The following is a 23,366-nucleotide window of genomic DNA, read 5'->3' as shown; positions in this document are numbered from 1 at the left end:
GAACTCGTATCGTCAGGTCGTCGCGCGCGAGTGGGGCGGTACCGCCGTTCGCCACAAGGTCCTCCGACGGACGCGGGCCGGGGCATCGTGGAAGTGTCCTTTCCGCCACTCGATGCGGGTCGGGTCATGGGGCATCTCAGGCGTCTTCGTCGTGGATCTGGCCCTGCTGGCGGGCGAGGTCGTCGGCCTCGAAGCCACCGAAGACCCCGGCACCTTCCTCACCGCGCATGGCCAGATGGCGGAAGCCGGAGAACAGCTCGCGACCGAGGCCCACGTGGTAATGGTCCAGCTCGGCGACATGCTTCTCGCGTTCGGCCCAGACATGGGCGTCCACCTTGGCCTCCAGGGTGCCGGCGTTGGCGTCCAGGCGCACGATGTCGCCGTCGCGCAGCTTCGACAACGGACCGCCGTCCAGTGCCTCGGGGCTCATGTGGATAGCTGCCGGGACCTTGCCGGAGGCGCCGGACATGCGCCCGTCGGTGACGAGTGCCACCTTGTAGCCGCGGTCCTGCAGTACGCCGAGATAGGGCGTCAGCTTGTGCAGCTCGGGCATGCCGTTGGCCTTGGGGCCCTGGAAGCGCACCACGGCGATCACGTCGCGGTCCAGCTCGCCGGCGTCGAAGGCTGCCTTCATCTCGTTCTGGTCCTCGAAGATCCGCACCGGAGCTTCGACCACGCGGTGCTCCTCTTCCACCGCCGAGACCTTGATCACGCCGCGCCCCAGGTTGCCGTCGAGCACGGTGAGGCCGCCGGTGGGCGTGAAGGGATTGGCCACCGGACGCAGGATTGCCTCGTCCAGGCTCTTCTTCGGCCCTTCCCGCCAGACCAGCTTGCCGTCTTCCAGGAAGGGTTCCTGGGTATAGGCGGTCATGTCGGTGCCGAACACCGAGGGGATGTCGGTGTGGATCAGGCCGGCGCCGATCAGCTCGCGGAACAGGTAGCTCATGCCTCCGGCGGCCTGGAAGTGGTTGATGTCGGCCTGGCCGTTGGGATAGACCTTCATCAGGCTGGGCGTCACTGCCGAGAGGTCGGTGAAGTCTTCCCACGTCAGGGTGAGGCCCGCCGCCGCGGCCATGGCCACCAGGTGCAGGGTATGATTGGTGGAGCCGCCGGAGGCCAGCAGGCCTACCACGGCATTGACGATGGCGCGCTCGTCGATCTGCCGGTAGAAGGGGCGATAGTCGCCGCCGGGCTCGGTGTTGCGGATCGCCTGCTCGGTGGCGAAGCGGGTCAGCGCCTCGCGCATCTCGGTGCCCGGGTTGACGAAGGAGGTGCCCGGCAGGTGAAGGCCCATCATCTCCATCATCAACTGGTTGGAGTTGGCGGTGCCGTAGAAGGTGCAGGTGCCAGGGCTGTGATAGGACTGGGACTCCGCTTCCAGCAGGTCTTCACGGCTTGCCTTGCCTTCGGCGAACAACTGGCGGATGCGAGCCTTTTCCTTGTTGGGCAGGCCGCTGGGCATGGGGCCGGCGGGCACGAACATCGCCGGCAGGTGGCCAAAGCGCGCCGCGGCGATGAACAGCCCCGGGACGATCTTGTCGCACACGCCGAGATACAGGGCGGCATCGAACATGTTGTGGGAGAGACCCACGGCGGTGGCCATGGCGATGACGTCGCGGGAAAACAGCGACAGCTCCATGCCCGGTTGTCCTTGGGTCACGCCATCGCACATGGCTGGTACGCCGCCGGCGAACTGGGCGGTGGAGCCCATGGCACGGGCCGCCGACTTGATGGTCTCGGGGAAGGTCTCCAGCGGTTGGTGAGCGGAGAGCATGTCGTTGTAGGCGGAGATGATGCCCAGGTTGGCACTGTTCAGCATCTTCAGCGCGTTCTTGTCCTCGGTGCCGCAGGCGGCGAAACCGTGGGCCAGGTTGCCGCAGGAAAGCTCGGCACGGTGCACGCCGCGTCGATGCTGATCGTCCATGCGCTGTTCATAGAGGGCGCGGCGTTCACGCGAGCGCTCACGGATGCGCTCGGTGACTTGCTGGACGGTGGCGTTGAGGGGCGTGGGGGCTTGGGCCATGGGGCACCTCGGCAGCGTTATAAAGAAATTTTGGTAAATTTAACAAAAATATCGCGAGTCACTTGGCCATGATAGGGCTTTTTTGGCTGTTTTTGTAATTATTCTACCCAAAAGGATGAGGTTATTGATGCCGCTTCCCGATGGCCGGCGGGGTGGCGAGTGAGGACGGGGCTACGCACAATGTAGGCGTTGCGTCGGTTGCTTGTCAGCCGCCCCGCCCCATGCCTGGAGACGCCATGACCCGATTATGCCTTGGAGAACCATCCCCCATCGAGGCGATACCGGCAGCGGCCTGGAACGCCCTGGCAGGCGATGACGATCCCTTCCTGCGCCACGAGTTCCTTTCTGCCCTCGAGGATACCGGGGCCGTGACGCCGGAGACCGGCTGGGTGCCCCGCCACCTGACGTTGTGGCGAGGGGAAGAACTGGTTGGCGCCTTGCCTCATTATCTCAAGTATCACTCGTTTGGCGAGTATGTCTTCGATTGGGCATGGGCGGAGGCCTGGGAGCGTGCCGGAGGGCGTTACTATCCCAAGGCCCTCAGCGCCATTCCCTTCACGCCGGTGCCGGGGTCTCGCCTGCTGCTGGCCGACGACGTCGATCCGTTGCAGGCGCGGTGTCGGCTGGCGGCAGCCTGGGAGGAGGGCGATGTCTCGAGCTGGCATTTACTGTTCGCCGAGCAAGCCGAGGTCGATGCCTGGCGACAGGCGTGCCCGACGTTGCTTCCTCGTCATGGGGTGCAGTTCCAGTGGCGGGATCGCGGATTCGGTGACTTCGATGGATTCCTGGCGACCCTGACGTCCAAGCGTCGCAAGGCCATTCGCCGTGAACGCCGACGGGTTGCCGAACAAGGCTTTACCCTGCATCGCCTCGAGGGCCACGAGATCGGCGACGAGGATCTGGCTCACTTCTTCCAGTGCTACCAGATCACCTATCTGGAACGGGGGCAGCGGGGCTATCTCGGAGAAGCCTTCTTCGACCGGCTGCGTCGTGACCTGCCCGAATCCCTGTTGCTGGTCCAGGCTCGTCTGGAGGGGCGGCGCGTGGCGGCCGCATTGTGCCTGCAAGGGCCCCGGACCCTCTATGGGCGTTACTGGGGCAGCGAGGTGGTGGCGGATAGCCTGCATTTCGAGACGTGCTATTACCAGGGCATCGAGCATTGCCTGACAACGGGGCGGACCCTGTTTGATCCCGGCACTCAGGGAGAGCACAAGTTGACGAGAGGATTCGCCCCACGCCGCCTGACATCGCTGCACCATATAGCGGATCCTCGTCTGCGGGATGGCGTGGCGCGCTTCTGCGAAGAAGAAAGCGCCCATGTGGTGGCCTACCATGAGGCGGCAGAGCGTGCCTTGCCGTTTCGTGGGTGAGGCCGGCGGGGGAAGATGGCATAATGCCGCCATTGCAATCTGTTGACGGAATTCTCGCATGCTCAAGTGGTTGGCCGTCGTGCTCGTGGCACTGCTGGTACTGCTGCAGTATCGCCTGTGGCTGGGCGAAGGCAGTGTGCGCGAGCTCGCCGAGGTAGGGCAGCGCGTGGAGCGCCTGGAGGCCGAGAATGCGCCCTTGAGGGCGCGCAACGAACGCCTGGCGGCCGAGGTGGTGGACCTCAAGACCGGTCTGGACGCCATCGAGGAGCGTGCGCGCAATGAAGTGGGCATGGTGCGCAGCGACGAGCAGTTCTTCTGGGTGCCCGATGCGGGCGATGGGGAGGCGGCTCAGTGACGCCGACGCTCTGGCTGGTGGTGCCCGCCGCGGGGTGCGGACGTCGCATGGGTGCCGATCGGCCCAAGCAGTATCTGACGCTGGGCGGGCGAACCGTCCTTTCGCATACGCTGTCTCGCCTTCACGCCGCCTTTCCCGAGGCGCGTCTGTGTCTCTGCCTGGATGCCGATGACAGCCACTTCAATCCCGCCTGGGTGCCGTTCCGCGATTGGCGTCGAGTCGACGGCGGCGTGGAACGTGTCGACTCGGTGATCAATGCCCTGGAGGCCATCGTGGCCGAGGAGGGCGATGAGCAGGCACTCGTCCTGGTGCATGATGTCGCGCGCCCCTGCGTGGATGCCGGTGATCTGGCCCGTTTGTTTGCCGTGGTGGATGACGACCCCGTTGGCGGCCTGCTGGCCGCGCCGGTGGCCGATACCATGAAGCGGGACGATGGTGCCGGCCGGGTGGCACGGACCGAGGATCGCGCGGGCATGTGGCACGCCTTGACGCCCCAGGGGTTTCGGTTGGGGGTGCTGCGTCGTGCCCTGACACGAGTCCGGGCCGAGGGCGTGACCGTGACCGACGAGGCCTCGGCGGTGGAGGCCCTGGGGCTGGCGCCGCGACTGGTCCCCGGACGGCGCGACAATCTCAAGATCACCCATCCCGAAGATCTGGCCCTGGCCGGCCGTATCCTGGCCGCCCAGGCATCGGATGAGCGTTCAATCGGCCATGAGGAGTGCCGCTGACACCATGATGCGAATCGGCCACGGTTTCGATGTACACCGCTTCGGCGAAGGCGACCACCTCAAGATCGGCGGCGTCGCCATTCCCCATACGCATGGCTTCGTTGCCCATTCCGATGGCGACGTCCTGCTGCATGCGGTCTGTGATGCGCTGCTCGGTGCCTGCGCCCTTGGGGACATCGGTCACCATTTCCCCGATGACGATCCGGCCTGGGCTGGCGCCGACAGCCGCAGGCTGTTGCGCCATGTGGTGGCGCTGATCGCCGAGCAGGGCTGGCGAGTGGGCAACCTGGATGCCACGGTGATCGCCCAGGCGCCGCGCATGGCGCCGCATATTGCTGCCATGACCGCCAATATCGCCGAGGACCTGGGCGTCGAGCGTTCCTCGGTCAACGTCAAGGCGACCACCACCGAGCGTCTCGGCTTTACTGGTCGCGGAGAAGGCGTGGCCGCCGAGGCGGTGGTCCTGCTGATGGGGCGTGCGAATGACTGAGACGCCTCCCGTCTGGCCACCCCATTGGCCTCGGGTGCTCGATGCCCGTTTCGGTCCGCCCCGCCCCGGTGCTTACCGGGCCTGCCCCGAGGATTTCCAGGTGGAGGAAATCCTCGGTTTCTCGCCGGAAGGGGAGGGGGAACATCTCTGGCTGTGGATCGAGAAGCGCGGCATGACCAGCGACACGGTGGCGCGTGCGCTGGCACGAGCCTGCGAGGTGTCGCCGCGGTCGGTCGGCTATGCCGGGCTGAAGGATCGGGTCGCCGTGACGCGGCAATGGTTCTCGGTGCATTTGCCAGGTCGCGCCACACCGGATGACCTGCCGTCCCGCCTGGCGGGGCAGTCCCTCGCGCTGCTGGAGACCCGTCGCCATCCGCGAAAGCTGAAGCGCGGCGTGCATCGCGGCAACCGCTTTCACCTGCGGTTGACCGGTGATGTCACGGCCATGCCTGGACTGGATGAACGCTGGTCATGGCTGTGTCGACACGGGGTACCCAACTACTTCGGCCCCCAGCGATTCGGTCCGGATGGCCGCAATCTACATCGTGCGGCTTCGTTGCTGGCGCGAGTATGGCGGAAGCGTGACGATCCCCAGGGGATGCTGCTCTCGGCGGCACGCAGCTATCTCTTCAACGTCCAGTTGGCCGCACGTATCGAGCAGGGCACCTGGGACTCGCCGCTCGAGGGCGAGGCCGTGATCCTGGATGGTTCGAGCAGCCAGTTCGTCATCGAGCGGCTCGACGATGAGCTCCGCGACAGGGCCGCGCGTCTGGATATCCATCCCAGTGGCGTGTTGTGGGGCCGTGGCGAGTCGGTGGCCCGGCAAGAGGCCCTGGCGTCCGAGCGCGATCCGTTGGCAGCGCACCAGCCGCTATGCGAGGGACTGGTGCGTGCCGGTGCTCGTCTTGCGCGGCGGCCGTTGCGACTGCGTCTGGCCGCCCCCGGTCTCGAGCGCGATGCCGAGGGTGCGGTATGGCTGTCGTTCGAGTTGCCGCCGGGGGCCTATGCCACCTCGGTGCTGCGCGAACTGATCGATCACCCGACCCTGAATTTCCAGCCGTCCCCGTCCGGGGACGATGAACGAGGAGCTCCGGATGCGCCGACTGCTGCTGTCCAATGACGATGGTGTCCATGCCCCCGGCCTGCAGGCATTGTACGATGCGCTGCTCCCGCATGCCCGTTTGCGGGTGGTGGCGCCCGACCGCGACAAGAGCGGTGCCAGCAACTCGCTGACACTGACGCGACCGCTGGCGTTGTCGGCCCTGGAGAACGGCTTCTACAGCGTCGACGGGACACCGGCGGATTGCGTCTACCTGGGGGTCAACGGTGTCTGGGAGGAGCGGCCCGACCTGGTCATCTCCGGGATCAACCATGGCGGCAACCTCGGCGATGACGTGCTGTATTCCGGCACCGTCGCGGCAGCCATGGAGGGGCGCAACCTGGGCATGACCGCCATCGCCATGTCACTGGTGGGCCGGCATCATTTCGAAACGGCCGGTCGTGTGGCAGCGAGTCTCGTGGGGGCTGCCGATCAGCTGTCGTTGCCGCCGCGCAGCTTGCTGAACGTCAATGTGCCCGATCTGGCCTGGGAGGAGCTGCGTGGCTTTCGGGTGACCCGGATGGGTTACCGAGGGCCGGCGGCGCGTCCTCTGGAGGTGCAGGACCCGCGTGGCCAAAAGCGGTACTGGATTGCACCGGTGGGCGAGAATGCCGATGATGGCCCGGACACCGACTTCGCCGCCGTGGAAGCCGGTTTCGTTTCCATCACGCCGCTGCAGACCGACCTGACCCGGCATGCAGCGCGCGACGACGTGCAGGATTGGCTGAATGCACTCACCTGACCTTCGCGGTGTCGGCATGACATCGCAACGGACCCGAGATCGCATGGTGGAGCGTCTGGCCCGGCAGGGCATTCGCGATCGACGCGTGCTGGAAGTGATGGCTCGTGAGCCTCGCCATCTCTTTCTCGATGAGGCACTGTCGCATCGTGCCTACGAGGACACCTCCCTGCCCATCGGGCACGGCCAGACCTTGTCGCGCCCGTGGATCGTGGCGCGCATGAGCGAGCTGGTCGTCCAGGCCGGGCCGTCCCGGGTGCTCGAGATCGGTACCGGCTCCGGCTACCAGACATTGGTACTGGCTCGCTTGGTCGCGGAACTCTGGTCGGTGGAGAGGATCAATGCACTGCACCGCCGCGCCGGCGATCGGCTGCGCTGGCTGGAGGCGGACAACGTCCAGTTGCGACTGGCCGATGGCGGACACGGGTGGCCCGAGGCGGCCCCCTTCGAGGTTATCCTGCTCACCGCCTGCGCCAGCGAGATGCCCATGCCGCTGCTGGCCCAGTTGACCGATGGGGGCGTCATGATCGCCCCGGTGGCGGACAAGGGGGGGCGCCAGTGGCTCGTTCGGGTCCGTCGCAATGGCGATCAGTTCGAGCGAGAGCGTTTGGAGCCGGTGCGTTTCGTGCCGTTGCTGGAAGGAGTCATTCGTTGAAGCGTCATCTTGGCCTCTTGCTCAAGGGTGCCGGCATGGGAGCCGCCGATGCGGTGCCTGGGGTTTCCGGAGGCACCATCGCCTTTGTCACCGGCATCTATGAAGAGCTGATTCATACCATCGAACGCTTCGGTCCCGAGGCCTTCGGCGTCTGGCGTCGGCAGGGACTGGCCGGACTGGTCGAGTATCTCAACCTGCGTTTCCTGGTGCCCCTGCTGGCAGGTATCGCGATCAGCCTGGTCAGCGTCGCCCATCTGGTGGTGTGGTTGATGGAAGTGCAGCCCCTGCTGCTCGATGGCCTCTTCTTCGGCCTGGTGGCCGCTTCGGCGCTGGTGGTCTGGCGTCATCCCGTGGAGTGGCGATGGTGGTACCTGATGCCACTGGTCCTCGGGTTGCTGCTGGCGCAATGGTTGCCTGACCTGATGCCCTGGGTGTCACAATTGGGCAGTACCCATCTGGTGCTGGCAACGGCAGGGGCCATCGCCATCAGCGCCCTGTTGCTGCCGGGCGTTTCCGGTAGTTTTCTGCTGCTGACCATGGGACTTTATGGCACCGTGATGGAAGGCGTTCGGAGCTTCGATCTGGGCTTGCTTGCCGTGTTCGGAGGTGGTTGCCTGGTCGGCCTGTTCGTTTTTTCGCGTCTGCTGTCCTGGCTGCTCAGGCACTGCCATGGCGCCACGCTGCAGATGCTGGTGGGGTTCATCGTGGGCTCATTGCCGACCCTCTGGCCCTGGCGCCAGCTGGCGTCTTACCAGATCGGGGAGGACGGGCAGATGATCCCGCTCGATTACCATTACCTGACCCCGGGAGATTTCGGTGTCGTCACCGGTGATTCCGCCCAGCTACCGGCCGTGCTGGCATTGATGCTGGTCGGTGCCGGCCTGGTGCTGTGCGTTGACCGTCTCAACCGCGGCCCTGATACACCGCAGGCCGGTTAGCATGATAGCGTAGACAAGGACAAGGAGGAGGGTTCCAATGCATAAGGGGCTGCTGATCTCGGGGCTTGCGCTGGTACTGGCCGGTTGCGCCACCTCGCAGAGCGAGGCGCCGCCGGTACAGGTCGAGGACCTGTCGACCGGCCGGGCGGCATCCGTACCCGCCGAGTATACCGTCAAGTCCGGTGACACCCTGTACGGGATCGCCTGGCGACACGACATGGATTATCGTGACCTGGCCGAGATGAACAACATCGCGCCGCCCTACAATATTCAGCCCGGTCAGCGGCTGGTGCTGGGTGGCGACGATGGCTCGGCTCGCCAGGCGTCGACCGGAGCCGATCGCGGCACCGGACGCGACGGTGGCGAAGGCGCCGTCGCCACTGGCGTGGCGGCGGCCGGTGCCGTGGCCAGTGGCACCCAGAGCGGTGGTTCGAGTGGCGACGAGGATGGCTCGCTGGACTGGTTGCTGCCCGAGGATGCTGCTGCCGACGGCGCGTCGAGTGATGAGGCGAGCGCCGGTGTGCCCGGCCCGGTCTACGAGGATGAAGATAAGCCCGCCTCCGCCGAGGAAGAAGCGGCAGCCGACGAGTCGGATGACAGCGACGCGGCCGATGAGGAACGCGAGAGCAACGACGACGGCGAGACCGCCGAGGCGTCGGCCGACGAGGACGCCGGTTCATCATCGACCGAGACCGCCGATGCCTCTGAGGCGCAGGAATCCTCGGCTGCACAGGATACGCAGGACGAAGGGCCGCGACGCTACACGCCGGTGGACGACGTTCCCTGGCAATGGCCGACCGACGGTAGTGTCGTGGGGGGCTATGGAGAAGGCGACAGCATCACTGCCGGCATTGATATCGGTGGTCAAAAGGGGCAACCTGTCAAGGCAGCCGGGCCTGGCATCGTGGTGTATGCCGGCAGTGGGGTACGCGGCTATGGCAAGCTGATCCTGCTCAAGCACAACGATCAGTACCTGAGTGCCTATGCCCACAACGACACCCTGCGCGTGAAGGAGAATGACGTGGTCCGGGCCGGCGAAGTGATCGCCACCATGGGCGACAGCGATGCCCAGGATGTCAGGCTGCATTTCGAGGTTCGCAAGGATGGCCAGCCTCAGGATCCCCTGGAGTATCTGCCCGCACGTTGAATGGCGTGTCCAACGAGCCTCTCCCGAGTCACTGTCGGAACGTCATACAATAATAACCTCGGGCATTGATCGTGATCAGCATGACGAACGATGTCCAGCCGCAACCATGGGGTAGCAATCGATGAGCATGCTTGAACGGGACCTTCAGGATGTGAATCTGGAGTCGGCCGCGGAGGCGGACGACGACGCCGTTGAGACCGTCGAGATCGAGGCCGGCGCGGTCGATGACAGTAGTGACGAAGCCTTCGAGAAGGCGCTCAGCCGCGAGGATCGTCATCACCACCACAGCCTGGACGCCACGCAGATCTACCTCAACGAGATCGGTTTCTCGCCGTTGCTGACGCCCGAGGAGGAAGTCCACTATGGGCGTCTTGCTCGCCAGGGCGATCCGCAGGGGCGTTCGCGAATGATCGAGTCCAACCTGCGACTGGTGGTCAAGATCGCGCGACGCTATCTCAACCGGGGGCTGACCCTGCTCGACCTGATAGAGGAAGGCAACCTGGGGTTGATCCGCGCCGTCGAGAAGTTCGATCCCGAGCGTGGTTTCCGCTTTTCCACCTATGCCACCTGGTGGATTCGCCAGACCATCGAGCGGGCGCTGATGAATCAGACCCGCACCATTCGTCTGCCCATCCATGTGGTCAAGGAACTCAACATCTACCTGCGGGCGGCACGGGAGCTGACCCAGAAGCTCGATCACGAGGCGACCGCCGAGGAAATTGCCGACCATCTCGACAAGCCGGTCGCGAGCGTCAAGAAGATGATGGGGCTCAACGAGCGGGTCTCGTCGGTGGATTACCCGGTGGGAAGCGAAAGCGACAAGCCGTTGATCGAGACGCTCACCGACGACAATGACCTGGGACCCGAGTCCACCCTGGTGGATGGTGACGTCAAGCAGCATGTCGACGAGTGGCTGGCCGAACTGACCGACAAGCAGCGCGAAGTGGTGGTGCGGCGTTTCGGTCTGCGCGGCCACGAAGCCTCGACCCTTGAGCAGGTGGGCGAGGAGATCGGTTTGACGCGGGAACGGGTTCGCCAGATCCAGGTCGAGGCGCTGAAGAAGCTGCGCCGCATGCTCGACAAGCAAGGCCTGGACCTGGACGCCATCTTCGAGTGACCGGCCTTGGCCGATTGCCATCGAACCAAAAAGCCAGGGCATTGTCCTGGCTTTTTGGTTTTTGGGCGATAAAAAATCCAGCAAGTGATATCCAATTTAGATGAATGGACTGGATAGCTGCATGACTTTGGTGACCTGTTCGATGGATGTCATGGCATTCTGAGCGGTGATCGTCGTTCAGGATTTCATCTTGCTGGAGTGACCCATGCCCCGTCCCTTGCGTGCTGACATCGACCTCGAGGCGCTATGCCACAACTATCGCCTCGCCCGAGACCTGGCGCCGGACAGCCAGTCGCTGGCGGTCCTGAAAGCCGATGCCTATGGTCATGGACTGGTCCCCTGCGCCCGCGCTCTGGAGGGGCTGGCGCCCGCCTTTGCCGTGGCGTGTCTCGAGGAGGCGGAAGCGCTGCGCGAGGGCGGCATCACCGCACCGATCGTCTTGCTGGAAGGCGTCTTCTCGGCCGAGGAGCTGGCGAAGGTGGACGCCCAGGGTCTCTGGATGGCGGTGCACAGTGACTGGCAGGTCGAGGCGCTGTTGCGTCATCGGCTTGAAAAGCCGGTCCCCACCTGGATCAAGGTCGATTCCGGCATGCACCGCCTGGGTTTCTCCCCCGAGCGCGCGATATCGGTCTGGGCGCGTCTGAGCGCCGCCCCGACACAGGCGTGTGATCTGCATCTGATGAGCCACTTCGCCACCGCCGATCATGCCGATACCGAGTATTTCCAACGCCAGATGAGCGCATTGCGCGCACTGGCCGAGAAGCTGGGCGCACCGACCTGCCTGGCCAACTCGCCGGCCACCCTGGCTCGGCCGGAGAGCCACGGGGCCTGGAATCGGCCCGGCGTCATGCTCTATGGCAGCGATCCTCTCGAGGCCTCCAACACGGCGAGCCGTCGGCTGTCACCGGTGATGACGCTGCGTTCTGAGCTCATCGCCGTGCGCGATCTCGACGAAGGGGAGCCGGTCGGCTATGGCGGGCGCTGGCGAGCACCACGCCCGTCACGCATCGGCGTGGTGGCTTGCGGCTATGGCGACGGTTACGATCGCCATGCCTGCGATGGCACGCCGGTCCTGGTCGAGGGGCGCCGCACGGCGCTTGTTGGCAAGGTCTCCATGGACATGCTGACGGTGGACCTCACCGACCTGCCCGAGGCTGAGATCGGCAGCGAGGTGGTGCTTTGGGGATGCGCCGCCAATGGCGAAGTGCTGTCGGTGGATGAGGTGGCCCGCTATTGCGATACCATCAGCTATACCCTGCTGACCGGGGTGCTGCCGAGGGTGCCCAGGCGGTATCATGGCGGCTGAATCCGAGTGTGAGAGCCCCATGTCCGAGCAAGCTTCCGCGACCCGTTTTCTTCATCCCCGTTACTGGCCGACCTGGCTGGCCATCGGTGCCATGCATGTCGGCGCCTGGTTGCCCTGGCGGCTCAAGCTCTGGGTCGGCAAGCTCATCGGGCTCGCTGCCTGGCGTTTTGCCAAGCGTCGGCGGCGTATCACCGAGACCAACATCCGCTTGTGCTTTCCCGAACTCGACGATGAGCGGCAACGTCGCCTGGTCCGGGACACCTTCATTGCCAACGGCATCGGAATTCTGGAGACGGCCACCGGCTGGTGTCGGGACCCGGAGCATCTGCGCCATCGTGTGGTCTTCGAGGGCCAGGAGCACATGGCTCGGGTGCAGGCCGAGGGCAAGGGGGCGCTGATCATCGGCATTCACTTCTCGACGCTGGATCTTGGCGGCGCCCTGCATTCCCTGTTCTTTCCCGCCGACGTGGTCTACCGACCCCATGACAATGCCCTGTTCGAGCGCTTCATGACCCGGGCGCGCAACCGCATCTTCGGCACCGCCATCGATCGCCACGACCTGCGGGGCGTGGTTCGCCGGATCAAGTCGGGGCATCATGTCTGGTATTCCCCGGATCAGGATTTCGGCCGGGAGGCCAGTGTCTTCGCGCCGTTCTTCGGTGTCGAGGCGGCGACCATCAAGCTCACCGCCAAGATCGCCCGCATGACCGGTGCGCCGGTCATGCCACTGATCTTTCATCGCAATCCCGACGATTACACCTATCGTCTGGAATACCTGCCCGCTCTGGAGGACTTCCCCTCCGGTGATGAGGTGGCTGATGCCACCCGCATCAACGCCGTCATCGAAGCCGCCATCCGCCGACATCCCGAGCAGTACCTGTGGCTGCATCGTCGTTTCAAGACACGACCCAACAAGAGTGACCCCAAGCTATATGATGTGTGAGCCACGGGCCTGCTCATGGGCAGGTCCGTGTCGCTACGTCGATCGATGGCATGCGTCGCGGTCACGGTGACCGTGCGTCCAGGCTATCTGGCAGATTCAGCCGGTGGTAGCCCCGGTTCAACCGCTGGTTGACGAACGTTCGGTCCAGCGCGTGTCGGCTGTTCGCGTCGAGGCACTCGACGACCCGGTCGGCAAACTGCTGAAGGGTGGCGAGGTATTGCGAATCGGCGGTGACCGAGAGCGATTTCAATGCCTTGAGCAGCCCCAGCAGAATGCTCTGGTCCTCCATTCCATAATGGAGAATGGGTGTCAGCAGGCGATGTAGAAGGCTGTCGAAGGATTCCAGTTGCCAGCAGACACGCACTTCACCATGGCTGTCCCGTAATCGATTGGCCATCCTCGTGTCCAGGTAATGGCTCAGCAAGTCAGTGATGCGATGGAGGCACAGGCGGGCAGTGCCGGGGTCGTTGATGCCGGGAGACAACGCCTTGATGGCAATCTCCATCAGTTGGGTCATGCCATGAGCGAAGTGCTCCCCTACGGACTCTCCTTCCAGTTGGGTCAGTGTCTCGAGAAAGGAGCTGCGCCACTTTTCATCGGGAGCCTGCTTGCCTTCAAGGCGAGCGATCGGCTGGCCCTTCAGCACATAGTCGCCAAACTGGAAGTCGAGATGTATGACCCCGCCGATACGTTCGGCCAGCTTGGCCATGGCGGGCAGGTCGGCGTTCTGGATGTATCCGGCCTCACCGGCATGCAGTGGATGACAGGGGGCTTGCAGGGGCGGCGTGATGGGCTGGTATTGCCATCGGGCTTCCTTTTCTCTGTCATGGCGCTGCTTCATCGAGGACAGGGTGTCGGTATGCAGGCTGCTGATGACGGCATCGATCTGGATCGACTGTGACACGTTGTGGATGAAGTAGACGAACAGAGCCAGACAATGCAGCACCATGACGCAGGCGGCATACACGGCAATGGAGCGCCACATAGGGTCACCGTCGATCGAGTAGGGCACGATCAGCAGCATCAGGATAAACAGGATGGTGCCGAGATAGTGGCCGAGAACCAGCTGGTGACGGCGCGCGGAGATCAATCCGAACACCAGCTTGTGGGAAAAGTTGGCTCCGGCCTGGGACAGTACCGACATGACCATCGAGAAACTGAATACCACCAACGAGATCATGCCGCCGAGCAGTGCCGTGAGCAGCGATTGCGCACCACCAGGGTCTTCGAGGCCCAGTTCCTTGATGATCGTCGGCAGAAAATCGCTGGTCACCGGCGGTAGCAATGCCAGCAGCCCGAGGGCGGCATAGAACAGTGCCGCCAGTGTCGGCAGGTAGGCAATGCTACTGGCAAAGCGCTTGAACAGCATGATGGGGTGAAACAACAGCATGAGGTTCCCTCCCCGTGCGGGGTTTGGTCAGTCGTTGATAGGTAGCTTCTCTCTTATGCAGTGAGTTGTGATCAAGCGCAAGTGAACGGTTGTGACGGCACAGCAATGAATGCCAGAGGGCTGGAAGAATGGCGTGAACACGGCGACTGTCATGGCGAGGCTCTGGGGTCGGTAAGCATGAAAAAACCCCAAAGGCACGAGGCCTTGGGGTTCAATTTAAAGCTTACTGCTTAAGGCTGCCGACCGGCGAAGCCGGTCAGGCATCGATGCGCTTGTACTTCATCCGGTGCGGTGTGTCGTCTCCCACACGCTTCTTGTGGTCCGCCTCGTACTCGGTGTAGTTGCCCTCGAAGAACACCACCTGGGAATCCCCTTCGAAGGCGAGGATGTGCGTGGCGATGCGGTCGAGGAACCAGCGATCGTGGGAGATCACCAAGGCGCAGCCGGGGAAGGCCAGCAGGGCTTCCTCGAGGGCGCGAAGGGTCTCGATGTCCAGGTCGTTGGACGGCTCGTCGAGCAGCAGCACGTTGGCGCCCTGCTTGAGGGTCTGGGCGAGCTGCAGGCGACCGCGCTCGCCGCCGGAGAGGTCCGAGAGGCGCTTTTGCTGGTCGTTGCCCTTGAAGTTGAAGCGTCCCACATAGGCGCGCGACGAGACTTCATAGCCGTTGATGTTGAGAATGTCCTGGCCGTCCGAGACCGCCTCCCACACCGTCTGCTTGTTGTCCAGATCGTCGCGCAGCTGCTCGACGTAGGCGATGTCCACGGTTTCGCCCTTGACCACTTCGCCGGCATCGGGAGTTTCCGTGCCCTCGATCAGCTTGAACAGGGTCGACTTGCCCGCGCCATTGCCACCGACCAGGCCGACGATGGCGCCAGGGGGCACGGTGAAGCTCAGGTCGTCGTAGAGCAGCTTGTCGTCGAAGCGCTTGGAGACGCCGTGGAACTCGATGACCTTGTCGCCGAGACGCGGCCCCGGCGGAATGTAGATCTCGTTGGTCTCGTTGCGCTGCTGGACCTCGCCGGACTGCAGTTCCTCGAAGCGGTTGAGGCGAGCTTTGCTCTTGGCCTGGCGCCCCTTGGCGTTGGATCGCACCCACTCGAGCTCGTGCTTGATGGCCTTCTGGCGGGAGGCTTCCTGCTTGGCTTCCTGGGCGAGGCGTTTTTCCTTGGCTTCCAGCCATTGGGAATAGTTGCCCTCGAAGGGAATGCCTTCGCCGCGGTCCAGCTCCAGGATCCAGCCGGCCACGTTGTCGAGAAAGTAGCGGTCGTGGGTGATGGCCACCACGGTGCCGCTGTAGTCGTGCAGGAAGCGCTCCAGCCAGGCCACCGATTCGGCATCGAGGTGGTTGGTCGGCTCGTCCAGCAGCAGCATGTCGGGGTTGGATAGCAGCAGACGGCAAAGCGCCACGCGACGGCGCTCGCCGCCGGAGAGGTTGCCGACCCTGGCGTCCCAGGGCGGCAGGCGCAGGGCTTCGGCGGCCACTTCCAGCTTGCGTTCCAGGTTGTGGGCGTCGGCGGCCTCGATGATGTTCTCCAGGCGCGCCTGCTCGGTGGCCAGGGCATCGAAGTCGGCATCCGGCTCGGCATAGGCGGCGTAGACGGCGTCGAGCTTCTCCTGAGCCTCCTTGATGGCGCCCAGCGCTTCTTCCACGGTCTCGCGGACGTTCTTGTCGTCGTCGAGCTCGGGTTCCTGGGGCAGGTAGCCGACATTCATGTTCGGCATCGGGCGGGCCTCGCCCTCGAACTCGGTGTCGACCCCGGCCATGATGCGCAGCAGGGTCGACTTGCCCGCGCCGTTGAGGCCGAGCACGCCGATCTTGGCGCCCGGGAAGAAGGACAGGGAGATGTCCTTGAGGATCTGTTTCTTGGGGGGCACGACCTTGCCCACCCGATTCATGGTGTAGACGTATTGCGCCATGGAATCTCACTAGGGTTGGAGGTTCGGAATTGGAGCACTGGCTGGCCCTGATGATAGTGGCCGGGCAAGGGAAAGGCTAGGGAGTGGAGAGACAAACTCGTCTGAGCGTCGCCTGCGCACTCTCGTGCCCGCGCCTTTCATGGCAGGGGCATGCCGTCATTCCTCTTCGTCCAGGTCCCAGTCGTCCTCGATAGCGCGTCGCAGCCGCCGTTCCTCGAGCAGATCCTCCAGGCGTCGTCGGGCGCGCAGTCGTTCGGTGCGACTGACGGGGCGTTCGGGAGTGGCGTCGGCGTCCTGATCGGGATCGTCGAAGGGGTCATCGTAAAAGGACTCGGGGCGCATGCGATCTCCTCCCATGGCCGGGCACAAGCGTTGCCATACGCCGCACCGGACCTCAAGCCGGCGCTCGGCGAGGGCACCTGCCGGCTATATAAGACGAGACGCGGTTCAGTTCAAGCCCGAGCGGCTTCTGAAGCGCAGTTTTCATGTTGTGTCGTTCATTCGACCTCGGGCAGGCCCTGGGCGCAGACGGCGGCGGCAAGCCCGGTCATGCCCAGCAAGGCCAGCAGTGGAGCGGTGCCGAACCACTGGGCCAGGGCTCCGACCACGCTGCCCACCACGAGCATCAGGACGCCGGTGAAGGTATTGGAGAGCGCCACGTAAAGCGCGCGATCCTGCTGGTCGGCCATGTCGACGATGTAGGTCTTGCGTCCCAAGCGCACGCCGGCATGGACGATGACCAGCAGGGCATACACCAACGCATAGGGCCAGACACTCTGTGTCCACTCAGCCGGCCACCAGGCGAAGGCCGCTCCCAGCAGGCAGCAGGCAGTGGTGCCCAGTCCGCCATCGCGCATGACCGTGCGGCTCGAGACATCGGCACGCTTCCCCCAGATGGGGCTGGCCAGCATGCCGGCCACGCCAGAGACAAGGATCAGCACGCCCAGCCCGCCGAGCGCCGTACCACCTTGCTGCTGGCCCAGCAGGGCGACATAGGGCAGGGCCAGGGCGCTGGAAAGCAACAGGGCTCGGGAGAGATTGAAACGCAGGAAGACACGATCTTCGCGCAGCAGGCGAAAGCCGGTGCCAATGGCCTGCCAGACATTTTCCCCTCCCTCCACGGCGCCGGGCGCTTCCCGAATGCGCGCCGCGCAGAGGGCGTTGAGCGCCCAGCCGAGGGCGGCGATGGCCAGGAGCGTGGCAAGAGCCAGCTCACCGGGACGGTCGTCGAACCACAACAGGACAATGCCGGCCAGCAGTGTCACCGCACCGGCCACTCCGCCGCTCCAGCCCATCAGGGTACCGCGTTGGCGCTTGGCGATGGTCTTGCCCATCACGTCCTTGGTGGCAATGGAGGAAAGGCCGCGTGCCAGAGACAGGACCGTCAGTGCGACGAGCACCAGGGCGCCACCGGTTCCGCCTTGCCCGAACAGCGCCAGCAGCGCCAGGCCGGCAGCGCACAGGGCCTGGAAGAGGCCGCCGATGGCCCAGGCCCATTTGCGGCGTGGATGCTGCCGAATCAGGCCGGCGACGAGCAGCTGGGGCAACAAGGCGCCGGCTTCCCGGATCGGTACCAGCAGGCCGACCATCCAGGCCGGGGCACCGATGGTGCCGAGCAGCCAAGGCAGTACCAGGCGGGCGCTGGACAGTTCGTCGGCGAGCTTGTTGCCCAAGGCGGCCAGCAGATGGAGAAGCGCATTACGGGGTTGTTCTCGACAGGCCGCGTCGGGGATGTCGCGGCACATCCGGCTGTCCTCGTCGCCGGTGAGCCTTTCGAAGAGTCTGGATTGGCTGATCTCGCGCTGGGCCATCGTCCTTCCTTGGCGGTAAGATGAGACGATAATTCTTGCGGCAGTCGAGGCGTCATGTCACGTATTCGCATTCACTACTGCACCCAGTGCCAATGGTTGCTGCGCAGTGCCTGGTACGCCCAGGAGCTGCTTTCCACCTTCGGCGAGGCGCTCGAGGAAGTGGCGCTGGCGCCATCTCACGGTGGCCATTTCGAGATTTTCTTCGACGAGGAGAGTCTCTGGGAACGCAAGCGCGACGGGGGATTCCCCGACAGCAAGATCCTGAAGCAGAAGGTGCGCGACCGGCTGGACCCGGAGCGCGACCTGGGGCACGTCGATCGTTAAGCGACGACAGGCGAAACATTGGCTGATGGACAGGGAGAGTCTATGACATCGGATCGTCGTGCCATCCTCTACGGCCTCGGTGCCGTGGGGTTGTGGTCTACGGTGGCCACTGCCTTCAAGGTGGCGCTTGGCTATATGTCGCCGCTGACCCTGATGTGGATCGCTTCACTGGTCTCCTGGGTGGTGATCGGTGGGCTGGTGTGGCGTCGCGGTCAGTTTCCGGAGGCCCTGCGTCATGGTTGGCGCACCGCCGCCTGGGCCGGATTGATGAATCCGGTGGCCTATTATCTGGTGCTGTTTGCGGCCTATGACCGGTTGCCGGGCCAGGAGGCCATGGCGCTCAACTACACCTGGGCGTTGACCATGGCGTTTCTCGCCGTGCCGATACTCGGCCAGCGGCTCACGCGCATGGACGTGCTGGCCGGCCTGATCGCCTATTCTGGCGTCTGGGTGATCGCTACCCGGGGTCGCGTTCTCGACGTGGATTTCGCCGATCCGCTGGGCGTCGGCCTGGCGCTGGTCTCGACGCTGATCTGGGCGTTGTACTGGTTGCTCAACACCCGCGACCGGCGTTCACCACTGGTGGCGCAATGGCAGAACTTCAGCGTCGGCGTGCCGGTGCTCACCCTGATTCTGCTGATGGGCCCCGAGGTGGAGTGGGTCGGCGCTACCGGGCTTGCCGCGGGCATCTATGTAGGACTGTTCGAGATGGGTATTGCCTTCGTGTTCTGGCAACTGGCGATGCGCACGGTCTCGCGTACCGCCAGGATATCCAACCTGATTTTCCTGTCGCCGCCGATATCGCTGGTGCTGCTGTTCTTCATCGTGGGCGAGCCGATCCTGCCCTCGACGCTGCTGGGGCTGGTGCTCATTCTCGGCGGACTCGGTCTGCAGCAACGGCAGAAGGCGCCGGTGGAACCTGCCGATGCACGGTCCTGAGGCTCACTGCGGGCGGCTGGCGAGGTCGATGCCGGAGGTTTCCAGCAGCGCGGCGAGCACCGGCCAGACGTTGTCGAGTATCTGAGGCTGGGCGGCGGCGGTGGGGTGAATGCCATCGTCCTGCATCAATCCATCCTGCAGGGCCACGTCGTCGAGCAGGAAGGGAACGAGGGGAATGTCGTAGCGCTTCGCGAGCGCCGCGAAGGTGTCGCCGAAGGCCTCGCGATAGGCCTGGCCATAATTGGGCGGAATGTCGATGCCAAGCAGGGCCACCTCGGCGCCGGATGCCTGGCTGGCCTCGATCATGGCCGCCAGGTTGGCGCGCATCTGGCTGGGAGGCAGTCCTCTCAGACCGTCGTTACCGCCCAGCTCGAGCAGAACGATGTCCGGGTCGTGCTGTCTCAGCAACTCGGGTAGCCGCGCCTTGCCTCCGGCGGTGGTTTCGCCGCTGATGCTGGCGTTGACGACCCGGGCCTTGCCCGTCAGATGATCGGCCATCAAGCTGACCCAGCCGTCCTCGCGCTCGATACCATAGGCGGCGCTCAAGCTATCGCCCATCACCAGAATCAGGGGGCGAGGTGCCGCCATCACCGGCCCCGCGACCAGGCACAGTACCAGAGCCAGCCAGACGAGCCGCAGGGGCTGCCAATGGGGGTTGCGAACTCGACCAACGGGGGAATGCTGCAGCATGTCCAACTCCTCGCACGAGAATGCCCAGGTGCCGATTCTACACGCCGAGGGCCTGACCAAGCAGGTCGTCAGCGGCGAACGGCAATTGACCATCCTGCAGGAACTGAATCTCGCGGTACTTCCGGGGGAAAGCCTGGCCATCCTCGGTCAGAGCGGAGCGGGCAAGTCGACCCTGCTGGGTCTGCTGGCCGGGCTGGACGCCCCCAGCGCCGGCCAGCTCGCGATGTTCGGCCAGTCCCTAGGCGAACTGGATGAAGACGGCCGAGCCCGACTGCGCGCCGGACGGGTCGGGTTCGTGTTCCAGAACTTCCAGCTGTTGCCGACCCTGACGGCGCTGGAGAACGTGCTCATGCCGCTGGAACTCACGGCAGTGACGGATGCTGAGTCCCGAGCTCGGCGCTGGCTGGAGCGGGTCGGCCTCGGCGAGCGGCTCGAGCATCTGCCCAAGCAGCTCTCGGGCGGCGAGCAGCAGCGCGTCGCCCTGGCTCGGGCCTTCGTCACGGGGGCTGAGCTGGTGTTCGCCGACGAGCCCACCGGCAATCTCGATCCCACGACCGGTGAGCGCATCATCGACACCCTGTTCGAGCTGAATCACGCCTCCGGGACCACCCTGGTGCTGGTGACCCACGACCATGCCCTGGCGCGGCGCTGCGATCGTTGCCTGCGTCTGGCGGAGGGGCAGCTCGTCGAGATGGCACGTGAAGAGGTCGGTGCATGAGCGGGCGACTGCTGCGTCTTTCCTGGCGCGGGCTCAAGCGCGACCTGCGCTCCGGGGATGTGCGGGCCTTGTTCGTGGCGCTGGCGTTGGCGGTGGCTGCCTCGACGATGATCGGCTTCTTCCTCGATCGCCTGGATCGGGGACTGACGCGGCAGGCGGGCCAGTTGCTGGGTGGCGATGTGGTTCTGGAGCAGTCTCGCCCCTTCGAGGCCGAACTGCGCGAGACGCTGGAGGCGGCGGGGCTGACCCTGTCCGACCAGGTCGACATGGTGTCGATGGTCAGTCGGGGCGATGCCTTTCAATCGGTCAGCCTCAAGGCGGTGGACGATGTCTATCCGCATTACGGCGCTTCGCGCGTCTCGCGGGGCGGCAAGGTCGAGGAGGTGGCCGCCGGGCCGCCGCGTGGCGAGGTGTGGATCGCGCCCCGGCTGGCCATGCTGATGGATCTACAGAGCGGTGACAGCCTGCGGGTGGGAAGCGCCACCTTTCGTGTCGGTGCGGTGATCGAGCGGGAGGCCGATCCTTCGGCCGGCTTCGGTAGCTTCAATCCGCGCCTGATGATGCATGTCGATGATCTGCCGGCCACCGGGCTGGTGCAGGAAGGCTCGCGCATCGAGTACGAGTTGCTGGCCGCAGGGCCGGCGCAGGCTGTGGAGGAGGTTGCGCCGCTGCTCGAGCGATTGCGTGGCGAGGGCGTCGAGGTGCGGGATGTGCGCCAGGACAGGCCCCGGCTGGGCAGCGCCCTGGCGCGTGCCGATCGCTACCTGAGCCTGGCAGGGCTGGCGGCGGTGCTGCTGGCCGGGGTCGCCGTGGCCATGGCGACGCGTCGCTATGTCGAGCGGCATCTGGACACCGCTGCCTTGCTGCGTTGCTTCGGTGCCAGCCAACGCGAGCTGGTGTGGATCTTCGTGCTGCAGCTCTTGTGGCTGGCCCTGGCGGCCTCGCTGCTCGGCGCCGTGCTGGGGCTGGCCGGACAGGCGGCGCTGTTGGCCCTGCTGGGGGCGGTCATGCCGATCGAGCTGCCGCCACCGGGGATCCTGCCGCTGGGCATGGGGATCTTCACCGCCCTGGCGGTGCTGATGGGCTTCGCCGGGCCGACCCTGCTGCGGCTGCGCCGCGTCAGCGCCCTGAAGGTGCTGCGCCGGGAACTCGACCCATTGCCAGCTTCGGCCTGGTGGGTCGTGACCGTGGCCGCCGGCGTGTTCGGTGGCCTGTTGTGGTTGTATTCCAGCGATGGCGTGCTGGCTCTGGGGCTGCTGGTCGGCGGGCTGGCGGCCTTGCTGGCGCTCTGGGGGCTGGGCGGTGTGCTACTGGCTTTGCTGGCCAGGCTCTGCGCGCACCTGCCACGTCAGGCGGCGCCTCATGATGGCTTGTGGCGGGCCTTGCGACTGGGCGGGCAGCAATTGGCACGGCGCCGTACCGCCAGCCTAGGCCAGCTGCTGGCCTTCGCGACGGCACTGTTTGCCATGGGCATGATCGCCTTGGTACGTGGCGATCTGCTCGATACCTGGCGCGCTCAGTTGCCCGAGGACACGCCGAACCATTTCGCCATCAACATTCAACCTGCCGAGCGCGATGCCTTCGAGGCAGCGCTGGCCGGAACCGCCGATGCCCGCAGTGCACTTTATCCCATGGTGCGTGGGCGCATTACTGCCATCGACGGACAGCCGCCACTGGAGGCAGTTCCCGAGCAGGCGCGTGGCGACAACGTCTTGCGTCGCGAGCTCAATCTGACCTGGCGTGCCGATCTGCCGACCGGCAATCGGCTGGTGGCCGGCGACTGGTTCGCGCCGTCGGCATCAACGGCAGAAGGCTGGCTGGGAGCCGTTGCCGCCGACCCTGTCGCACCGATCTCGCTGGAGAGCGGGCTGGCCGAGCGCCTGGGGCTGACGCTCGGCGACACCATGACGTTCTCGATCGGCAGCGAAACGCTGCAAGGGCGCGTCGCCAGTTTGAGAGACCTGGATTGGGACAGTTTCCGACCCAACTTCTACGTCATCTTCCCGCCGGGCGTACTGGAGGACTTCGGCCACAGTTACATCACGGCGTTTCATCTCGATGGCGGCGAGCGCGAGTTGCTGCGCAATCTGGTGCGGGATTTTCCCGCCGTGACGCTGCTCGATGTCGAGTCGATCCTGTCGCGGGTCCGCGAGGTGCTCGATCAGGTGACGAGGGCGGTGGAGCTGGTACTGGTCTTCGTCTTGCTGGCCGGTGTCAGCGTTCTCTACGCCGCCCTGGTGGCCAGCATGCCGGTGCGGGCGCACGAGGCCGGGCTGCTGCGTGTGTTCGGGGCCGGCAATCGGTTGCTGTCACGTATCCAGGGGGCCGAGTTCGCCCTGCTGGGGCTGGCCAGCGGCCTGTTGGCGGCCCTGCTGGTGGAACTGGCCGCCGCCGGGATCTACGTCGCCTGGCTGGATCTGGCGCCACGCTGGCATCCTGCCCTGTGGGGCTGGTTGCCGCTGGGCGGCGTCCTGCTGGTCGGGGGAATCGGCCAGTGGCTGTCGCGGGGGCTGAGGCGTCAGGCGCCGGCGGCGAGTCTCGGCCTGCTCGGGGAGACCTGAGGTGTCGGCAAGGTGAACGCCGCATCACGCCAGCGTCGTCGAGATCATGCATACTCGGAATTCGTGGCGCCGTCTGCGGGGTATCAACGGTGACAGATCACCAAA

Annotated in this window: 22 protein-coding genes; 16 read left to right on the top strand and 6 right to left on the bottom strand. The window is 65.1% G+C overall.

The features are described 5' to 3' along the window. Nucleotides 1-136 precede the first annotated feature (136 nt). Nucleotides 137-2,023, bottom strand: a complete 1,887-nt coding sequence (edd, locus tag HSDC_RS08485) for a phosphogluconate dehydratase (RefSeq protein WP_064699502.1) — start codon at nucleotides 2,021-2,023, stop codon at nucleotides 137-139. A 236-nt stretch (nucleotides 2,024-2,259) separates the two neighbouring features. On the opposite strand from edd, the gene HSDC_RS08480 reads away from it, so the two are divergent. The 12 genes from HSDC_RS08480 (at nucleotide 2,260) to lpxL (ending at nucleotide 12,910) form a co-directional block, all read left to right on the top strand. Then, nucleotides 2,260-3,393 carry a GNAT family N-acetyltransferase gene (locus tag HSDC_RS08480; RefSeq protein ID WP_082920000.1) on the top strand — a complete coding sequence of 378 codons (1,134 nt, stop codon included), beginning with the start codon at nucleotides 2,260-2,262 and terminating at the stop codon, nucleotides 3,391-3,393. Nucleotides 3,394-3,451: 58 nt separating this feature from the next. Next, nucleotides 3,452-3,748: a cell division protein FtsB gene (ftsB, locus tag HSDC_RS08475; RefSeq protein WP_064699500.1), complete on the top strand. Its 297-nt coding sequence runs from the start codon at nucleotides 3,452-3,454 to the stop codon at nucleotides 3,746-3,748. Beyond that, nucleotides 3,745-4,476, top strand: a complete 732-nt coding sequence (gene ispD / locus HSDC_RS08470) for a 2-C-methyl-D-erythritol 4-phosphate cytidylyltransferase (protein ID WP_073292084.1) — start codon at nucleotides 3,745-3,747, stop codon at nucleotides 4,474-4,476. The genes ftsB and ispD overlap by 4 nt, the downstream gene beginning before the upstream one ends. Nucleotides 4,477-4,483: 7 nt before the next feature. After that, complete coding sequence (gene ispF / locus HSDC_RS08465) at nucleotides 4,484-4,966, top strand: 2-C-methyl-D-erythritol 2,4-cyclodiphosphate synthase (RefSeq protein ID WP_064699774.1); 483 nt, start codon at nucleotides 4,484-4,486, stop codon at nucleotides 4,964-4,966. After that, on the top strand, nucleotides 4,959-6,086 hold the full coding sequence (truD, locus tag HSDC_RS08460) for a tRNA pseudouridine(13) synthase TruD (RefSeq protein ID WP_064699499.1): 1,128 nt from the start codon (nucleotides 4,959-4,961) through the stop codon (nucleotides 6,084-6,086). Before ispF ends, truD begins: the two co-directional genes overlap by 8 nt. Next, nucleotides 6,061-6,807 carry a 5'/3'-nucleotidase SurE gene (surE, locus tag HSDC_RS08455; RefSeq protein WP_064699498.1) on the top strand — a complete coding sequence of 249 codons (747 nt, stop codon included), beginning with the start codon at nucleotides 6,061-6,063 and terminating at the stop codon, nucleotides 6,805-6,807. Before truD ends, surE begins: the two co-directional genes overlap by 26 nt. Next, on the top strand, nucleotides 6,794-7,459 hold the full coding sequence (locus tag HSDC_RS08450) for a protein-L-isoaspartate(D-aspartate) O-methyltransferase (RefSeq protein ID WP_064699497.1): 666 nt from the start codon (nucleotides 6,794-6,796) through the stop codon (nucleotides 7,457-7,459). Before surE ends, HSDC_RS08450 begins: the two co-directional genes overlap by 14 nt. Continuing rightward, nucleotides 7,456-8,397, top strand: coding sequence for a DUF368 domain-containing protein (locus HSDC_RS08445; RefSeq protein WP_064699496.1), 942 nt, complete (start codon nucleotides 7,456-7,458; stop codon nucleotides 8,395-8,397). Before HSDC_RS08450 ends, HSDC_RS08445 begins: the two co-directional genes overlap by 4 nt. 37 nt (nucleotides 8,398-8,434) lie before the next feature. Continuing rightward, entirely contained in the window at nucleotides 8,435-9,544 is a 1,110-nt protein-coding gene (locus HSDC_RS08440; RefSeq protein WP_064699495.1) for a peptidoglycan DD-metalloendopeptidase family protein, read from the top strand. A gap of 121 nt (nucleotides 9,545-9,665) precedes the next feature. Next, the gene (gene rpoS, locus HSDC_RS08435; RefSeq protein ID WP_064699494.1) at nucleotides 9,666-10,661 is read left to right on the top strand and encodes an RNA polymerase sigma factor RpoS; all 996 of its coding nucleotides are present in this window, start codon (nucleotides 9,666-9,668) and stop codon (nucleotides 10,659-10,661) included. Between the two features lie 205 nt (nucleotides 10,662-10,866). Continuing rightward, nucleotides 10,867-11,967, top strand: coding sequence for an alanine racemase (gene alr / locus HSDC_RS08430; protein WP_064699493.1), 1,101 nt, complete (start codon nucleotides 10,867-10,869; stop codon nucleotides 11,965-11,967). A 19-nt stretch (nucleotides 11,968-11,986) separates the two neighbouring features. Next, nucleotides 11,987-12,910 (top strand): LpxL/LpxP family Kdo(2)-lipid IV(A) lauroyl/palmitoleoyl acyltransferase, encoded by a 924-nt coding sequence (lpxL, locus tag HSDC_RS08425; RefSeq protein ID WP_064699773.1) that lies wholly within the window; start codon nucleotides 11,987-11,989, stop codon nucleotides 12,908-12,910. 61 nt (nucleotides 12,911-12,971) lie between these two features. On the opposite strand, the gene HSDC_RS08420 is transcribed toward lpxL, so the two are convergent. The 4 genes from HSDC_RS08420 to HSDC_RS08405 all read right to left on the bottom strand — a co-directional run bounded on the left by HSDC_RS08420 (nucleotide 12,972) and on the right by HSDC_RS08405 (nucleotide 18,029). After that, complete coding sequence (locus tag HSDC_RS08420) at nucleotides 12,972-14,300, bottom strand: DUF2254 domain-containing protein (protein WP_064699492.1); 1,329 nt, start codon at nucleotides 14,298-14,300, stop codon at nucleotides 12,972-12,974. A 256-nt stretch (nucleotides 14,301-14,556) separates the two neighbouring features. Beyond that, the gene (gene ettA, locus HSDC_RS08415; protein ID WP_064699491.1) at nucleotides 14,557-16,218 is read right to left on the bottom strand and encodes an energy-dependent translational throttle protein EttA; all 1,662 of its coding nucleotides are present in this window, start codon (nucleotides 16,216-16,218) and stop codon (nucleotides 14,557-14,559) included. 156 nt (nucleotides 16,219-16,374) lie between these two features. Beyond that, a complete protein-coding gene (locus tag HSDC_RS08410; RefSeq protein WP_064699490.1) occupies nucleotides 16,375-16,560 on the bottom strand; it encodes a PA3496 family putative envelope integrity protein in 186 nt (61 codons plus the stop codon). Between the two features lie 155 nt (nucleotides 16,561-16,715). After that, nucleotides 16,716-18,029: an MFS transporter gene (locus HSDC_RS08405; protein ID WP_064699489.1), complete on the bottom strand. Its 1,314-nt coding sequence runs from the start codon at nucleotides 18,027-18,029 to the stop codon at nucleotides 16,716-16,718. A 54-nt stretch (nucleotides 18,030-18,083) separates the two neighbouring features. Between HSDC_RS08405 and HSDC_RS08400 the strand changes: the two genes are divergently transcribed. Continuing rightward, nucleotides 18,084-18,353 carry an Rdx family protein gene (locus HSDC_RS08400; RefSeq protein WP_064699488.1) on the top strand — a complete coding sequence of 90 codons (270 nt, stop codon included), beginning with the start codon at nucleotides 18,084-18,086 and terminating at the stop codon, nucleotides 18,351-18,353. A gap of 42 nt (nucleotides 18,354-18,395) precedes the next feature. After that, on the top strand, nucleotides 18,396-19,292 hold the full coding sequence (locus tag HSDC_RS08395) for a DMT family transporter (RefSeq protein ID WP_064699487.1): 897 nt from the start codon (nucleotides 18,396-18,398) through the stop codon (nucleotides 19,290-19,292). A 3-nt stretch (nucleotides 19,293-19,295) separates the two neighbouring features. Here the strand turns inward: HSDC_RS08395 and HSDC_RS08390 are convergent, their stop codons facing one another. Next, complete coding sequence (locus HSDC_RS08390; RefSeq protein ID WP_064699486.1) at nucleotides 19,296-19,982, bottom strand: arylesterase; 687 nt, start codon at nucleotides 19,980-19,982, stop codon at nucleotides 19,296-19,298. Between HSDC_RS08390 and HSDC_RS08385 the strand changes: the two genes are divergently transcribed. Both HSDC_RS08385 and HSDC_RS08380 read left to right on the top strand, forming a co-directional pair. Then, nucleotides 19,981-20,700: an ABC transporter ATP-binding protein gene (locus tag HSDC_RS08385; protein ID WP_064699485.1), complete on the top strand. Its 720-nt coding sequence runs from the start codon at nucleotides 19,981-19,983 to the stop codon at nucleotides 20,698-20,700. The two genes, HSDC_RS08390 and HSDC_RS08385, sit on opposite strands and share 2 nt — an antisense overlap. Next, nucleotides 20,697-23,261 (top strand): ABC transporter permease, encoded by a 2,565-nt coding sequence (locus HSDC_RS08380; protein ID WP_064699484.1) that lies wholly within the window; start codon nucleotides 20,697-20,699, stop codon nucleotides 23,259-23,261. The genes HSDC_RS08385 and HSDC_RS08380 overlap by 4 nt, the downstream gene beginning before the upstream one ends. The last annotated feature ends 105 nt before the right edge of the window (nucleotides 23,262-23,366 follow it).

Source organism: Halomonas caseinilytica, assembly GCF_001662285.1.
Classification (GTDB): domain Bacteria; phylum Pseudomonadota; class Gammaproteobacteria; order Pseudomonadales; family Halomonadaceae; genus Halomonas; species Halomonas caseinilytica.
This window is presented reverse-complemented; position numbering and strand designations above follow the sequence as displayed.

Excerpts from the sequence above, each read along its gene's own strand:
- rpoS (WP_064699494.1), top strand. The coding sequence starts at position 9,666 with ATGAGCATGCTTGAACGGGACCTTCAGGATGTGAATCTGGAGTCGGCC.
- HSDC_RS08440 (WP_064699495.1), top strand. The coding sequence starts at position 8,435 with ATGCATAAGGGGCTGCTGATCTCGGGGCTTGCGCTGGTACTGGCCGGT.
- truD (WP_064699499.1), top strand. The coding sequence starts at position 4,959 with ATGACTGAGACGCCTCCCGTCTGGCCACCCCATTGGCCTCGGGTGCTC.
- HSDC_RS08420 (WP_064699492.1), bottom strand. The coding sequence starts at position 14,300 with ATGCTGTTGTTTCACCCCATCATGCTGTTCAAGCGCTTTGCCAGTAGC.
- ettA (WP_064699491.1), bottom strand. The coding sequence starts at position 16,218 with ATGGCGCAATACGTCTACACCATGAATCGGGTGGGCAAGGTCGTGCCC.
- HSDC_RS08480 (WP_082920000.1), top strand. The coding sequence starts at position 2,260 with ATGACCCGATTATGCCTTGGAGAACCATCCCCCATCGAGGCGATACCG.
- HSDC_RS08400 (WP_064699488.1), top strand. The coding sequence starts at position 18,084 with ATGTCACGTATTCGCATTCACTACTGCACCCAGTGCCAATGGTTGCTG.
- surE (WP_064699498.1), top strand. The coding sequence starts at position 6,061 with ATGCGCCGACTGCTGCTGTCCAATGACGATGGTGTCCATGCCCCCGGC.
- HSDC_RS08395 (WP_064699487.1), top strand. The coding sequence starts at position 18,396 with ATGACATCGGATCGTCGTGCCATCCTCTACGGCCTCGGTGCCGTGGGG.
- ftsB (WP_064699500.1), top strand. The coding sequence starts at position 3,452 with ATGCTCAAGTGGTTGGCCGTCGTGCTCGTGGCACTGCTGGTACTGCTG.
- HSDC_RS08410 (WP_064699490.1), bottom strand. The coding sequence starts at position 16,560 with ATGCGCCCCGAGTCCTTTTACGATGACCCCTTCGACGATCCCGATCAG.
- HSDC_RS08450 (WP_064699497.1), top strand. The coding sequence starts at position 6,794 with ATGCACTCACCTGACCTTCGCGGTGTCGGCATGACATCGCAACGGACC.
- ispF (WP_064699774.1), top strand. The coding sequence starts at position 4,484 with ATGCGAATCGGCCACGGTTTCGATGTACACCGCTTCGGCGAAGGCGAC.
- HSDC_RS08405 (WP_064699489.1), bottom strand. The coding sequence starts at position 18,029 with ATGGCCCAGCGCGAGATCAGCCAATCCAGACTCTTCGAAAGGCTCACC.
- HSDC_RS08380 (WP_064699484.1), top strand. The coding sequence starts at position 20,697 with ATGAGCGGGCGACTGCTGCGTCTTTCCTGGCGCGGGCTCAAGCGCGAC.
- HSDC_RS08390 (WP_064699486.1), bottom strand. The coding sequence starts at position 19,982 with ATGCTGCAGCATTCCCCCGTTGGTCGAGTTCGCAACCCCCATTGGCAG.
- edd (WP_064699502.1), bottom strand. The coding sequence starts at position 2,023 with ATGGCCCAAGCCCCCACGCCCCTCAACGCCACCGTCCAGCAAGTCACC.
- HSDC_RS08385 (WP_064699485.1), top strand. The coding sequence starts at position 19,981 with ATGTCCAACTCCTCGCACGAGAATGCCCAGGTGCCGATTCTACACGCC.
- lpxL (WP_064699773.1), top strand. The coding sequence starts at position 11,987 with ATGTCCGAGCAAGCTTCCGCGACCCGTTTTCTTCATCCCCGTTACTGG.
- alr (WP_064699493.1), top strand. The coding sequence starts at position 10,867 with ATGCCCCGTCCCTTGCGTGCTGACATCGACCTCGAGGCGCTATGCCAC.